We start from the raw sequence: 13925 nt of genomic DNA on the forward strand, positions 1-13925 counted from the left end.
TAGAGCGAATAGTTGCAAAAAGGCACTTAATTTTGACGTTTGCGCGTAAAAGGCTTGATTTACTTGAAATTAGTTGCACTATCGCACTTAATCGCCTTCTGAGAGAGGTTCAGCTGAAATTAGTTGCACTTTTGCATCTATTTGCGTTGGACGTTCCGTAGTAATATTCTAATCCTCGCCAAGGCCTAAGTAGTAACCGAATCTGCATCTAATTGGCGGTTATTTTCCGTTTTGGAGGGAATCAATGCAAAAAATCATCTATTTTAGGCCTCTGAGCGTAATAAGCCTGATTTACTCAAGATTAGTTGCAGATTAGCACTTATTTGCCCGATGGCTCAAGATTATGCTGAATTTAGTTGCAGTTTCGCAGCTATTTACTCCGAACGCTACCTATAGCTTACCCTTATCAGGCTTCCTAGTCTCAATAACTGCAGAATCTAAAGAGGGCGGAGTGGCAACTGGGCGCCCTCCCGCCTCTCCATCAGCTGAAGTTGTAAACTGATTATGACATAAATCCGCTGATCCAGTCTATCACCGGAACATAAAACACATAAATTCCCGTTATCACGGCAAACACCGCAGTCAGCAGTACAGCTCCTGCGGCGGTATCTTTGGCGATTTTGGCCAAGGGATGAATCTCCGGTGAGACCAGATCGATCGTAGCTTCAATAGCGGTATTAAGCAGCTCGGTGGCCAGTACAAGTGTGATGGCCAGCAGCAGCAGCATCCAGCGCGAAGGAGGCAGATGGAACACGGCTGCGGCCACAAGCACCACCACCGCAAAGCAGCTGTGCACCTTCATATTCAGCTCGGACCGGAAGGCGCTGGCAATGCCATGCGCGGCAAACCGGAAGGAATGCCAGAATTTTTTGTGGCCGGCAGCGGTATTCTTGACCATCAGCGGGTCAGCCCTACCTGGGCAAGGACAGCCTCCTGCTTGGACATCATCTCGGCCTCTGCAAGGTCATCCTGATGATCATAACCCAGCAGATGCAGAAAACCGTGCACAAACAGGAAACCCAGCTCCCGCTCCAAGGAATGTCCGTAATCCAGCGCCTGCTCCTTAGCACGGGCAACGGAAATAATAATGTCTCCGAGCACGTCTGGAACCTCCTCCGGCCCGGTGCCGTCCTCCAGTTCATAGATAATTTCCGGTTCGTCTTCTCCCGTCTCATGCATAGCGAAGGACAACACGTCCGTCGGACGATCGATGCCCCGGTATTCGCGGTTCAATTCATGAATACGTTCGTTGTCGACAAAAGTAAGATCAACCTCGCCCTTCGTGATGCCTTCGGCTTGGCCTGCATGTTGCAGAATCTCCTCCAGCAGCGCTATGAGATGGTCTGTAATTTCAAATTCTTCCTGCTCGTTGCTCCAAACAATCTCCAGGCTCATAGGTTAATGGCCCCTTCCTCTTTTTTGGGTTTCTTCACATCCTCCGGGTATTCAATCCGTGAATGAAAGATGCCCATAACCGTTTCTTTCAGTGTTCTGGAAATGGTGTCCAGTTCCTTAATCGTCAGATCACATTCATCGAACTGATGGTCATCCAGGCGGCTTTTGATAATCTTCTCAATCATCGTCTCCACCTGTACTACCGTAGGCTTGCGCAGAGAGCGCACCGCTGCTTCCACACTGTCGGCGATGCCGACCACAGCCGATTCCTTGGATTGCGCTTTGGGGCCGGGATAACGGAAATCCTCTTCAGTGAAGTCCGGCTCCACGCCTTTTTCCTCAGCAAGCTTCAACGCCTTATGGTAAAAATAATGCAAAAAGGTGGTCCCGTGATGCTGCTCGGCGATGTCGCGGATCGGCTTGGGCAGCTTATAATCCTTCTGCATCTCTACCCCGTCGCGGGCATGGGCGACAATGATCGATTTGCTGAGCATCGGTTCGATAGAATCATGCGGATTCTCCATATTGTTCTGGTTCTCAATGAAATAAAACGGCCGCTTGGTCTTGCCGATATCATGATAATAGGAGCCTACGCGGCACAGCAGCCCATCCGCGCCAATTGCCTCGGCAGCCGCCTCAGACAGATTGCCCACCATGACACTGTGGTGATAAGTGCCTGGTGTTTCGGTCAGCAGCTTGCGCAGCAGCGGGTGGTTCGGATTGGATAACTCGACCAGCTTAAGCGCAGACAGAATCCCAAATGTAGCTTCAAAAAACGGCATCAACCCAATGACCAGCACTGCGGTCAGCAGACCACTAGCAAACGCGAACCCTACTGCGTATAAAGTGCCAACCTCTTTCCATTCATCCCCGCTTAGCAGAATCAGCATAAAAACGTTAAGGCAGCCAAACAGCGATACCATAATGCCGCCCTTGAGCAAGGTGGAACGCTGCCCCGCCCGGTGTGTGGTAAAGATCGCAACATAGGAAACCACAAGAGCATAGAAGCCGAAATTGAAATCAAAAATGCTGTCCTGCTGCAGATTGAGCATGATGCTGGCCAGAATGCTGAACAGGATGGAGCAGAAATAAGCCAAGGTAACATCCAGCAGCATCGTTACCAGCATCGCGCCAATCGCTACAGGTGCCAGGTATCCGAGATAAGGCCGGGCATCGCTCTGAATAAACGCGGCCAGGCGAATAGAAATAATGGTAATGGCAAAGACAAGCACCAGCATCAGCAGCTGGGAATTATTGTACTTGAAGCTGGAGGCACCGCCGGAATAACGGATAAACATCAGCAGGCCACCCGAGAGCATGGCAGACAGGAGCAGCAGCCCCAGTTGAGGCCAGTAGTTCACTTCCTTGCTCAGCAGACCATTCTCGTCCAGCAGCGCATAGAGATCAGGTGTGATTTTCTCGCCTTTGGCGACCAGCACCTCTCCCTGCTCTATGAATATATCAGGCGTATTCTCGCGGGCCTGCACCTTGGCTTCCTTGGTAGCATCCTCGTCATAGAACTTGTTGCTTGTAACCACGAGCCGCACCAGCTCCTGCACAACCTCCCGGGCAGTCCGCTGGCTCAGGGAGCTGATACTTACCTGTTCGGCCACCTTGGCACGTGCGGTCTGGGCATCGGCATTCTGGTCAATCATTAACCGGGTTACAATTTCACGGGCAACCGGCTTCATTTCAATAATATCCTCAGAGGTCAGACGCGGCATCTTGATGAAGGTCTCCTCCGGAATACTGTAGGTCTGTTCTTTAATGATCGATTGCATTTCATCCAGCAGATGCTCCGAGTAGATGCCACTGTTCCGGCTGGAGGAGATGAAGCTATAAATAAAGTCATTGGCTCTCTGGGGGATTACATCCCGGTAGATTGCGGTTTTTTCGCTTTGTGAAATGGAATCATCCTGATTAAGACCGTCGATGCGGTCGAGCAAGGAGGTGATTAGATTCTCACTGCGCATGGATATGAACTGATACTTCGGCTGTACCTTCTCGGCTGCCTCTTCCTGGGCTTTCAGCTTTGCTTTGGTGTCGAGAATTTGCTTGGGAGCTGTAATTTCCTTCGCGCTTTGCGTACCCTCTTTAATGTCATACCGTTTGGGCAGCAGATCGGAAGACAAACTGAAGTAGAATACTATCCCGAGCAACAGGAAAAGAGCATAGCGCGTTGCCACGCTATACTTCCATCCGCTGCTGCTGTATACAAATCCGTTTAATTTAGTTGGTTGCTTTGAGGCCATGAAGACAATCCCCTTTATTCGAGGTTTTCGGCAGATCGGTCGTAGGCAACGATAATTTTCTGAACCAGGGAATGCCGGACTACATCCTGTTCCGTGAAATGCACAAATCCAAGCTCCTCTATGCTTGATAAAATCGCATGAGCTTCAATCAGACCTGATTTCTTGCCACGCGGCAGATCGATCTGTGTAACGTCGCCTGTAATCACCATCTTGGAGCCGAATCCGAGCCGTGTGAGGAACATTTTCATCTGTGCCGGTGTGGTGTTCTGGGCTTCATCGAGAATGATAAAGGAATCATCCAGCGTCCGTCCGCGCATATAAGCAAGTGGTGCAATCTCAATAAGTCCGCGCTCCAGCGCCTTGGCTACCTGATCAGGTCCCATCACGTCGTATAACGCATCATACAGCGGCCGCAGGTAAGGGTCTACCTTCTCCTGCAGGTCTCCCGGAAGAAACCCCAGGCTCTCCCCGGCTTCCACGGCAGGCCGCGTCAGCAGAATGCGCTTTACACTGCCTTCCTTAAGTGCCTTAACGGCAAGCACCACCGCTAGGTAGGTTTTGCCGGTACCGGCAGGGCCGATTCCGAATACAATATCACGCTTGTTGATCATTGTCACATAATGCTTCTGTCCAATCGTCTTCACGCGGATCGGTTTGCCGCGGAAGGTGTTGGTAATCTCGCCCTTGAACAGGTCAAGCAACTGGTCGGCGCGAAAGTCCTTAGCCAGCTCTACAGCGTACATTACATCACGTTCACTGAGTATGTAACCGCCCCGTACCAGGGACAGCAGCACATTAAATAATTGTTCCAGCATATCCACTTCGCGCTGTGCGCCGCGGATGTTGATCTCCGCTTCTCGGGAGTTGACGGCGGCCGGAATCTCATGCTCTATGATTTTTAGGAATATGTCCTGCGGGCCGAACAACGATTGCGCTTCTCCCGCATCTTGCAAAGATATACGAATGCTTGCAGTCTGTTCTGACAAGTAGCCTCATTCTCCTCGGTTGTTTACTATCGGAAGTTCTTCCGCAATTCTTTCTTCCACTTCAAACAGCACTTTCATATAAACTTTACCATTCTCTTTCTTCTCATGCAAAATTTTTTGACTTTTAACCACACTATCTGTGCCGTATCGAGCCAAAATATCGTTCTGCGCCCGCAGGATCCCCTCTTGCCGTGCAGCTTCCGGCGACAGCGCCCCAGCTGTCTCAGTGACCTCCAGCTCCTTCTCGGTCATCATTCCGAGTGGCAGCTCCAGCGAACGCCAACGCAGCGGGTCCTGCTCGGTCAGGGTGCGTGACTCCACGAAACCCGCTTCGCCGTAGCCCCACAGCTGAATCGCCCAATTGCCGAGTACAAGATAGGTGCGGTCCTTGCGTTCACCTGTATACGTGCGCACCGAAGTCTTCAGCGGCACCTCGATATTGTATTCATGCCATACGAGGCCCTTCACCTCGCCTTTGGCAACTACATACTCCACGTTCTCCTCGTCGCCCAGCACGCCCGATATGAGCACGTCCCCTTTTTTGACACGTGAATTCCGGGCGGTGACCGGTCTGCCTTGCTCGGCATAGATCTCGGTCACCACCGCATCGGTCCTGCTGATCAGATGGCGCGGGCTTAGCAGAGGTTTCTTCTCCGGCTCCTCGGCCTCCACGACCTGAATGGTAATGCTCGTCCCGTTGCGCTGCAGTCCGATCCACGATGTGCCCGGCAGACGGGTAGACAGATCCCGGGTAAGCTTGTCCGGGTCATCCAGGCGCCAGATCCACTGATAAGGATACACCCCTTCCTGCCTCGCTGCGTTCAGAATATCCTCGGTAGCGATCCGTTCGTTGCCAACCACCTTAATATTCCACACCAGTGTGGACAGCAGAAACAGGATCACTCCGAATAGCAGCAGGCCGAGGGTAAACATTTTGCGCTTCCAGAGCCTGGCCCACACAAAAGGCAGACCGGCCCTTCCGGTGACATGCATGCGGCAGCCTGTCTTCCTCAGCAGCGGCCGAAGCGCAGGGAATTCCTCCAGCAGCAGCTTCAGGGAGGCGCCGCCGCCCACAGGCTTCACATCCCAGACCCTGATATCCGCTGCTGTAAGAGCATTAATGAATCCTTCCACCTGCTCACCCGTTACCCGCAGGGTAACGAACCCCCGCAGCGATGACAGAGGCGGCTCCTTCATAACTTCTCCCCGCTTTCTATGTATCTGATCTCTCCGATCCTGCCTGACACCGACAGCTCCTGTCCGACGATGTTGCGGATGCTTAGCTGTTCCCCCTTAATTTCAAGGAAGCCATTAGCAAGGCCAAGCCTAAGCAGCTCAGAGGAAAAATGCAATACCCCGCGATGATTCTCAATATATAGCTCCTTATTGCCGATCAGGGTGATCCGGGGCAGATCCTGCAGCAGATCCTGCGGAAGATCCAGCACACCGTTTGTCCATCCCCGCAGCCTGCGGCCAATACGGGTCATAAGTAGACGTTCCCCCTTCCTGCCTTCTATACACCCTATGCGGCGGCGGATAGAGACAGAACCACAGAAGCCGGGAATGGAGCAGACCCAGCAACTTGGTCACGATCAGGCCGTGCTGCGGCTGCTCGCTGTGAGCGCAGTTCATTCGCCTTGAGCTGATTATAGCCAGCCCGGATTCAGAGCCGTTACACGGGGCGGGAGGGCTGCGCCGCAGCCGGAATTCGAACAAGTGAATGCTGCGGCTACTCCAGGGGCCTACTCACCGTCGGCTTCCTGGAGTAGCCCTATGAGGCGCAGGGCGTAGTTCGGCCAGGAGTTTCATCAGCTGATGGGACCGCGGCCGGGAGGCCTCACTAGGCGAACAGAAACACGGCCGCTAGCCTCAGGCTCCGGCCCCACTTCGCAGCTCAGTCTGCGCAGCTTCGATTTTCGTTTGCTGCCGCGCGTAATGATATTTTTTGCCTGCTATCTGAGGCTCAGGCACCACTGTGACAGAATCACTGCAACTGTAGAAATCTAGCTGTCAGGGAATATCACACACTATTTTTTTGTGACTAGTTGGGCACGATAAGGCGGCTGGACGAAATAGTGAGTGTTGGCTCAGTAGGCTCTTGATGTGTTGGATGTATGTGTTGGATCAGCGAGTACGTTAGGTGCAATCGTGGTATGCCGAGTGGAGTGGATCAGAGGCGGGTGGGTGACGGGTATGCTGGATGCACTAAGTGCATGTTGGCTGATTAGGCTCCGTTGAACCTAGTGTGTGCATTTGAGGGACTGGATGAGGCTGGCATGTTGGTTGACTTGGCCGTGCTACGTGGGCTGGACGAGCGGTGGGGGCTCAGAAGGGGGTGTATGCCGATAATTTACAAGGATAAGGGATATTTCCCTTATTTTCTATCAGATATGGCTCGACACGAGGAAATTATGGGATATTTCCCTTATTTTCAGTTACATCTGGCTCAATACGCTAAATTTATGGGATATATCCTTTATTTCAGTCTATCCGGCGTACGCATAAACTGAATAAGCCGCTGCAGGATTTAATTTAACGTTCCCCTCTGCTATTGTAGCACTCCATGATTATATAAAGAAAAACACCCCTTATAAAAGGGGTGTTAGCGCTATATTATTGCAGAAATTGCAGAACCGCTTGGTTCACGAGTTTACCGTCAGCGCGGCCTTTGACCTTAGGCATCAGCGCGCTCATCACCTTGCCCATTTCGCTTTTTGAAGAAGCACCAATTTCCTGGATGGTCTGTTGTACAATCTCTTTAATTTCATCCTCGGAAAGCTGTTCGGGAAGATACTTCAGAATAATCTCGATTTCTGCCTTCGTACTCGCGGCAAGCTCGTCGCGACCCGCTGATTCAAATTCTTGGAGGGAATCTTTGCGCTGTTTGATTTCACGACCAAGGATATCAAGCACTTCGCTGTCGTCTAATGTTCTCTTCAAATCTATTTCAAGATACTTTATTGTAGAACGAACCATTCGAATGGTGGAGAGTGTGAACTTGTCCTTACTCTTCATCGCTTGCTTCATATCTTCGTTCAATCGTTCGCTAAGATTCATGCGTGGGTAATCCTCCTAAAACTTTCTCTTACGAGCAGCCTCAGACTTCAGCTTTTTCTTAACACTCGGCTTTTCATAATGCTTGCGTTTCTTCACCTCAGCCAAGACACCATCTTTTGCGATGGAACGTTTAAAGCGACGAAGTGCAGCATCAATAGTCTCGTTTTTGCGAACTTTCGTTTCAGACACAGTTTCCCCTCCCTCCGACCATACCGTCCAAGAGCATAACACGGTTTATCAAATTACATTATAGGTCAAACAGAAATAAAGTGTCAACCTTCGTGTTATTCTTTTTCGGACAAGATATCTTATTATAACCGATTTCTCTTAAGCATGCGAGGAGGAATTGCCGGTAAGTGCTCCTAACTTGCCTCCGCCAAGCAGATGATAATGCAGATGAGGTACGGCTTGTCCGCTGTCGGGACCACAGTTGTTGATCAGCCGGTACCCGGACTCGGCCACCCCTAGATCCTTCGCAATCTGCTTAGCAACGCTGTGAATCTCGGCAATCAACGGCAGATCCTCGGGCGCAACCTCATTCATGGAGGCGATATATTTCTTCGGAATAATCAGAACATGCACTGGCGCAGCAGGCTCAATGTCGTAAAAGGCGAGAATCCGCTCATTCTCAAAAACTTTGCGGGACGGAATGGTCCCTTCGATAATTTTGCTGAATACAGTCTCCATATAGCTGCCTCCTTATTCACATTCACGGGTTGTCCAGACAAGCGGACAGGTAGAACTCTGCATCTAATCATACAGGATAACGCAGAAGAACAAAAGCGAAGCGCAGCTGCTGCTGAGGTAACAGGATAATCACAGCCACAACCTAAAAAAAGACAAAAAAAAGAGAAACACCCTTGTCAGCTCATAAAGCTGATTCGGCGGCGGACGTATGATTAGGATCATTGCTCCTGGTCATACGTCCACCGAGGTGTTTCTAAATGATGTCGGCTTAGCTGTATTATAACAGCGGGTTGGTGGTGTCTCTGTGATTGTTATCACATTTACCAGGGGACTTCACATTTTTTCCAAAATGATCCGCGAACCCCCGCCTCCCTGCTCGGCCGGAACCACCACCAGCTTGCGCGGCAGGCGCGCCCGAAGCTCAGGAACATGGCTGATAATACCCACCGACAGCTGATCGCTCTGCAGGCGCTCCAATGAAGTAATAACCGTATCCAGCAGTTCAGGGTCCAGAGTGCCGAAGCCTTCATCCAGGAAAAAGAACTGCAGCGGATACTGGCCCCTCAGCTGGATCTGTGCCGACAGCGCAAGCGCAAGCGACAGAGAGGTCAGGAACGTCTCCCCGCCCGAAAGCGTGGATACCGGCCTTCTCATCCCGCCATTCCCGTCATCGCGGATCACAAAGCCGCCCCCGGAGTCGACCTCCAGCGCATACCGCTGCTTACTCAGGAAACGCAGCCGCTGGGAAGCGGCCTGGCATACCTGCATCAGCTGCTCCTCTGCTATATATTCCACAAAAGCATTGCCGCGCAGCACCGATTGCAGCTTGGACAACCGGTCCTGCATGGAGGCATGGCCGCTGCGCTGTTCTTCAAGCTCCATCCAGCGCACATGGCGGCGGCGCAGGTCCTCCAGATCACGCTCGGCCCGCGCACGGGATTGCAGCGCTTCTTCATCTGCCTGCTTGCAGCTGCGCAGATTGTCCTGGCTCTCCTGCCATTCCTCCGCGCTCAACACTGCACCATCCAGCTTCTGCTCGATATGCCGCAGTTGCAGCGCTACTTCCGCTTCACTGTCGCGGTAGGTTCGCACGGCAGTCGCTGCGCGTTCCCGCTCCTCCGGCGCAAGCGCCGACTCCTCCACCTCGGATGCGGAAGCAAACGGCGAAGCGGCCAGGCTCTGCTGCCACTGCTCCGCAGCAGCGGCAGCATGCTCGCCGGCGGATTCCGCCGCCTGCCGGGCAATCGCCGACTCCTTGCTGCCTTGCTGGGCACGTTCGGCAGCCGCACGGCGCAGGCTTATGCCACTCTCTACAGCAGCCAGCAGCTCCTTCAGCCGGCGCTCACACTCCGCCAGCAAAGGCCCGGCCGCACGGCCTTGCGTCCATTCGTGATGGCGCTGCTCCTTCTCGCGCTTCAGTTCCTGCTTGCCCTCCAGCTGCGCAGTCCACGCCGCCAGCTCCTTGTCCAGCGCGGCAATCGCCTCTTGCCCGGCCTGGACTGCAGCGCTTTTGTCTTCGAGAAAAGTGACGCTTTTGTCCAAGCGCGCCCGGATTTCCTCGGCCTGCTCATCCTTGGCCTGCAGCTCCCGGTAAGCCTGCTCCACCCGCGAAGGCGGCAGCTCAGGGAAATGCTGCTCCCAGCTCTGTCGCAGCAAGGCAAGCTGGCTGGCCAGCTCCGCTGCCTTGGCAGTTATACCATCAAGCCAAGCAGCTTCGGCTTCTGCGGCGGCAGCTTCCTTCAGATGCAGCTGCTGAAGGCTCTGCACCGACTGCTGCCAATGGGCTGCTTTACGCCGCAGCTCAGTTGAACGCTCTTTCGCTTGCTGATAAGCGGCTTCCAGAGCGGCAACGGCCGCCTCCGCTGCTTCAGGCAGCTGCGGAGCATTCTGTTCCTGCAGCTGCGGCTGCTCCAGAGCGGCGGCCGCAGGCGACTCCACAGCCGGCTCAGCGCCTGCGCCATATATCTGCTCCAGCCAGGACTGGTCCTGCTCACGCAAGCTGCGCAGCTGGTGCCGGCTGTCCAGTACGCGTCCGGCAAGAGCCCTCACCTGCAGCAGCGTGCTGTGCAGATCCTGCTCTTCCCCGTCCTGTACTAGTACAGGTGACGGATGGTGTTCGCTGCCGCAGACCGGGCACGGCTGCCCTTCCTGCAGCTCACGCGAGAGGGCGAGCGAGAGCCTATGTACCTCCCGGCTCTGGAGCGCGGCTTCCAGCGAAGCGCCATGAAGCTCCAGGTCCCGGGCTGCTGCGGCGGCTGTATCTTCCGCCGCAGCAAGCTTCTCCCGGTGCTGCGCAGCCTCGCGCACCAGCTCCCCGCGCGCTTCCTGCTGCGCGGCATGCCGAGCCCCGGCGCCCTCGAGCCGGGCCTGCGCCGCCGCGAGCGCCTGCGCCCGCTCGCGGCTCTCTTTGTCCGCCGTGGCCCACTGGGCTTCGGCGGAGAGCAGGCCCTGCAGCCGCTGCATGGCTTCCTGCAGCGACTGCCGCTCCTGGGAGCGGACCCCCAGCGGCTGCAGGCTCAGCTGCAGCTCCTGCTGGAGCTTTTGGCCCTTGGCCAAAAGCGCACGCTCCCGTGCCAGGCCCTCCCGCAGCTCGCCGAGCCTGCGGGAAGCCTCATCGCGGCGCTCGGTGAGAGCCGCGAGGTCGCGGCGCAGGCCGCCGAGCTCGGCTTCCAGCTCGAGCGCGCGGCGCAGCGTGTCGGCCCCCTGCCGGAGGGCCGGCTCCTCTGCGGCCAGCGCGGCCTGGGCCGCCGCTTCGGCCGCAGCAGCCCGCGCCGCTTCCGCTTCGGCGGCGGCGGCGCGCACCTCCAGCCCCTCTGCACGGGTCTGGCGGCTCTTCCAGACCTCATCCGCGCTTCTCCAGGCATTCAGCGCAGGCAACCGCTGCCCGGCTTCATCCGCCTTGCTGAGCTTGCCTTCGAGGAGGGTAATCTCCTCCTCATGGCCCAGCAGAGCCTGCCGCTGCTGCTCACGGCGCAGCCGCTCCTCCTGCAGCTCACGGATACGCGACAGCCGCTCCGCCGCAGCAGAGACGGCTTCCAGCCGGCGGCGGCAGTCGGCAGCGTGAGCCGCAGCTTCCTTGACGCGCTCTGCGGCCGCCTCCACATCACTGCTCGCCGCGCTGCCCAGCCCCTGCTGCTCAGCCTCCAGCGCGCGCAGCGCCGCCTCGTTCTCCTTGACACGGCGGCTGAGCTTGATCGCCAGCTGATCGCCGTATTGCTCCAGGTGGAACAGCCGCTGCAGCATCTGGCGGCGGTCCACACCACGCAGCGACAGGAACTCGGCGAACTTGCCCTGAGGCAGCACTACTGCGCGGGTGAAATCATCCATTTTCAAGCCAATATGCTCCTCCACCTGGCGCGTAACATCCGCAAGCTTGTCCGCCAGGACACTGTCGCCCTCCGCAGTCACCTCAATGAAGCGGCTGATCGTATTGCTGACCGACTGCTCGCCCGTCCGCTTGAACTTGCGCTCAACCCGGTAGCGGCGGGTACCCTGCGCAGAGGTTAATTCGAAGGTGAAAGCCACGCTGAGCGAATCCTCGGAATGGTTCATGATTCCCTGCGTGCCGTTTACGGCCCGCTCCACCTTCCCGTACATCGCCAGGGTGATTGCATCCAGCAGACTGGATTTGCCGCTGCCCGTCGGTCCAAAAATCCCGAACAGACCCGTCTCGGTAAGACTCTGGAAATCGATCTCCTGCATTTCCCGGTAGCTTTGCAGTCCGGCTACTTTTAATAGAATTGGCTTCACGTCAGTTCTCCCCCTCTTCCTCCGGCTCCCGCCGCTCTTCTTCCGCCAGCTCCAGGAACAACTGGATCAGGCCCTCATCCGGTTCGGCACCACCCGTCTGGCGCTGGTAGAATCTGCGGAACAGCTCCTGCACCGGCATCCGTGAACGGGAGAGCTGCTCCAGCTCCTGCTCCATCTGCGGATAGACCGGACGGATATGGATAATGCCTTCGCGCGACTTGCGCAGGCGCTGGATTTCATTCATCGACATGGCTTCGCCCAATCGGATCTCCAGATCGATAAAAGCATCCGGGTCCCGCCCTTCATCCAGCCAGCGGTGCACCTCCTCCAGTCCGCCAAGCGCATTCCAGCGGACCAGCGGGCGGCCGCAGCGCAGGTAGATCTCTTCGAACGAAGGCTCACCGCCCGGACTCACTTCAATCATCGTCACCGACTTGGCCTGTCCCGCTTCAGAGAAACTGTAGGCCAGCGGCGAGCCGCTGTAGCGGATCATCCCTTCGCCTTTGACCCGCTGGGCGCGGTGAAGATGTCCCAGCGCGGTATATTGCGCGCCGCAGGACAACGCAGATGGATCAACGGTGTACGCGCCGCCCACCTGGATCGGCCGCTCCGAATCACTCTCCACGCCGCCCAGCACATAGATATGACTCATCGCCAGATTGACAGTCTGCGGCGTGAACTCCCGGCCAAGCTGCTTCATCAGCTTGCCTACACGGGCGCTGTAGGCAAGCCGAAGCTCGCCTTCATCACCATCCCCGGCCAGCAGCTCGCCGAGCCGCGCTTCGGAGGGGTAGGGGAGTGCGGCGATTTTGGCCGTTTCGCCTGTATGCAGCGCTTGAACGGTCACCGGAACCGCAGTCGGCAGGCCAACCAGCGTAATGCCTTGTCTTGTGACCAGCGGGGAGACTGAGGCTACACGCTCGGGCTGGTCATGATTACCCGAGATAACGACCAGCGGCCGTCCGCCGGAAGTTAGTCTCGCCGCCGCCTCGTAGAACAACTGCTCTGCCGCCGCCGGCGGATTCACAGAATCATAGACATCCCCGGCCATCAGGATCAGGTCCGCCTGCTGGCGGTCGGCAATGTCCACTAACTCGTCGATGAATTGCTCCTGTTCCTTCTGGCGGCTCCTTCCTTCCAGTGTGCGGCCCAAATGCCAGTCACCCGTATGCAATATCCGCATCATTACGCCTCTTTCCCCTCCCCTTACCGGGAGGCCCATATTTTCTTAAATTCGCTACCCATTAGCTGTTGAGTGCTGCTGCCCAGGTCTCAGCCGAGTGTGCGATAACGAGTCTTACTGTGCTGTGGTACGTTCTCCTATTGAATTTGCACATTTATTTGCTAGAGTAGTCACTACTAGTTGGAATGGAACTGCTAAAACCACGTTGTGATGTTAACAGCGAAGATTTAGCTCTCTGTGGTGTCATAAGTCCGAAAATGGTTACTATTTAGGATACAGTATGCTGAGAACATCGAATACTACGCTACGTGATGGTTTCCTATTCCCAATTCACCAATTTAGTTGCAAAAACGCATCTAATTGGCGGATTTTTTCCGTTTTGTGGGAAATAAGTGCAAATAGGCATCTAATTTGGTCTTTTGAGCAGAAAAAGCCTGACCTACTCGAAATTAGTTGCACAATCACACTTATTCGTCTGTTGGCTAGCAATCCGGTTGAATTTAGTTGCACTTTCGCATCTATTTGCTCCGAACATTCCACACAACATTCTATCTACCCTTTTTTTAATTTTTGTGTTCATCTTATATAGTAACGACTCTCGCAACTATTCACTCC

11 protein-coding genes are annotated in these 13925 nt (G+C 55.1%); all 11 read right to left on the minus strand.

The features are described from left to right. Positions 1–502 precede the first annotated feature (502 nt). The 11 genes from B9T62_RS23975 to B9T62_RS24030 all read right to left on the minus strand — a co-directional run bounded on the left by B9T62_RS23975 (position 503) and on the right by B9T62_RS24030 (position 13310). Positions 503–898, minus strand: coding sequence for a diacylglycerol kinase family protein (locus B9T62_RS23975; RefSeq protein WP_087917589.1), 396 nt, complete (start codon positions 896–898; stop codon positions 503–505). Then, the gene (ybeY, locus tag B9T62_RS23980; protein WP_087917590.1) at positions 898–1395 is read right to left on the minus strand and encodes an rRNA maturation RNase YbeY; all 498 of its coding nucleotides are present in this window, start codon (positions 1393–1395) and stop codon (positions 898–900) included. Before ybeY ends, B9T62_RS23975 begins: the two co-directional genes overlap by 1 nt. Continuing rightward, positions 1392–3647, minus strand: a complete 2256-nt coding sequence (locus tag B9T62_RS23985) for an HD family phosphohydrolase (protein ID WP_087917591.1) — start codon at positions 3645–3647, stop codon at positions 1392–1394. The genes ybeY and B9T62_RS23985 overlap by 4 nt, the downstream gene beginning before the upstream one ends. A gap of 14 nt (positions 3648–3661) precedes the next feature. Beyond that, the gene (locus tag B9T62_RS23990) at positions 3662–4633 is read right to left on the minus strand and encodes a PhoH family protein (RefSeq protein ID WP_087917592.1); all 972 of its coding nucleotides are present in this window, start codon (positions 4631–4633) and stop codon (positions 3662–3664) included. A gap of 6 nt (positions 4634–4639) precedes the next feature. Further along, positions 4640–5830, minus strand: a complete 1191-nt coding sequence (gene yqfD / locus B9T62_RS23995) for a sporulation protein YqfD (RefSeq protein WP_087917593.1) — start codon at positions 5828–5830, stop codon at positions 4640–4642. After that, positions 5827–6120: a sporulation protein YqfC gene (gene yqfC, locus B9T62_RS24000; protein WP_087917594.1), complete on the minus strand. Its 294-nt coding sequence runs from the start codon at positions 6118–6120 to the stop codon at positions 5827–5829. Before yqfC ends, yqfD begins: the two co-directional genes overlap by 4 nt. A gap of 1126 nt (positions 6121–7246) precedes the next feature. Continuing rightward, complete coding sequence (locus B9T62_RS24010; RefSeq protein ID WP_087917596.1) at positions 7247–7690, minus strand: GatB/YqeY domain-containing protein; 444 nt, start codon at positions 7688–7690, stop codon at positions 7247–7249. Between the two features lie 15 nt (positions 7691–7705). Further along, positions 7706–7879, minus strand: a complete 174-nt coding sequence (gene rpsU, locus B9T62_RS24015; RefSeq protein WP_036657994.1) for a 30S ribosomal protein S21 — start codon at positions 7877–7879, stop codon at positions 7706–7708. A gap of 138 nt (positions 7880–8017) precedes the next feature. Further along, on the minus strand, positions 8018–8377 hold the full coding sequence (locus B9T62_RS24020) for a histidine triad nucleotide-binding protein (protein ID WP_087917597.1): 360 nt from the start codon (positions 8375–8377) through the stop codon (positions 8018–8020). Between the two features lie 333 nt (positions 8378–8710). Then, positions 8711–12127 (minus strand): AAA family ATPase, encoded by a 3417-nt coding sequence (locus B9T62_RS24025; protein ID WP_087917598.1) that lies wholly within the window; start codon positions 12125–12127, stop codon positions 8711–8713. Position 12128: 1 nt separating this feature from the next. Beyond that, positions 12129–13310 carry an exonuclease SbcCD subunit D gene (locus B9T62_RS24030; protein WP_087917599.1) on the minus strand — a complete coding sequence of 394 codons (1182 nt, stop codon included), beginning with the start codon at positions 13308–13310 and terminating at the stop codon, positions 12129–12131. Positions 13311–13925 lie beyond the last annotated feature (615 nt).

Origin of the sequence: Paenibacillus donghaensis (assembly GCF_002192415.1) — a bacterium.
In the GTDB taxonomy this organism is placed as follows: Bacteria; Bacillota; Bacilli; order Paenibacillales; family Paenibacillaceae; genus Paenibacillus_AQ; species Paenibacillus_AQ donghaensis.

Bases quoted from the DNA above. Each gene is read 5' to 3' on its own strand.
- B9T62_RS23985 (WP_087917591.1), bottom strand. From the start codon at position 3,647: ATGGCCTCAAAGCAACCAACTAAATTAAACGGATTTGTATACAGCAGC.
- B9T62_RS24020 (WP_087917597.1), bottom strand. From the start codon at position 8,377: ATGGAGACTGTATTCAGCAAAATTATCGAAGGGACCATTCCGTCCCGC.
- B9T62_RS23975 (WP_087917589.1), bottom strand. From the start codon at position 898: ATGGTCAAGAATACCGCTGCCGGCCACAAAAAATTCTGGCATTCCTTC.
- ybeY (WP_087917590.1), bottom strand. From the start codon at position 1,395: ATGAGCCTGGAGATTGTTTGGAGCAACGAGCAGGAAGAATTTGAAATT.
- B9T62_RS24010 (WP_087917596.1), bottom strand. From the start codon at position 7,690: ATGAATCTTAGCGAACGATTGAACGAAGATATGAAGCAAGCGATGAAG.
- yqfD (WP_087917593.1), bottom strand. From the start codon at position 5,830: ATGAAGGAGCCGCCTCTGTCATCGCTGCGGGGGTTCGTTACCCTGCGG.
- yqfC (WP_087917594.1), bottom strand. From the start codon at position 6,120: ATGACCCGTATTGGCCGCAGGCTGCGGGGATGGACAAACGGTGTGCTG.
- B9T62_RS24030 (WP_087917599.1), bottom strand. From the start codon at position 13,310: ATGCGGATATTGCATACGGGTGACTGGCATTTGGGCCGCACACTGGAA.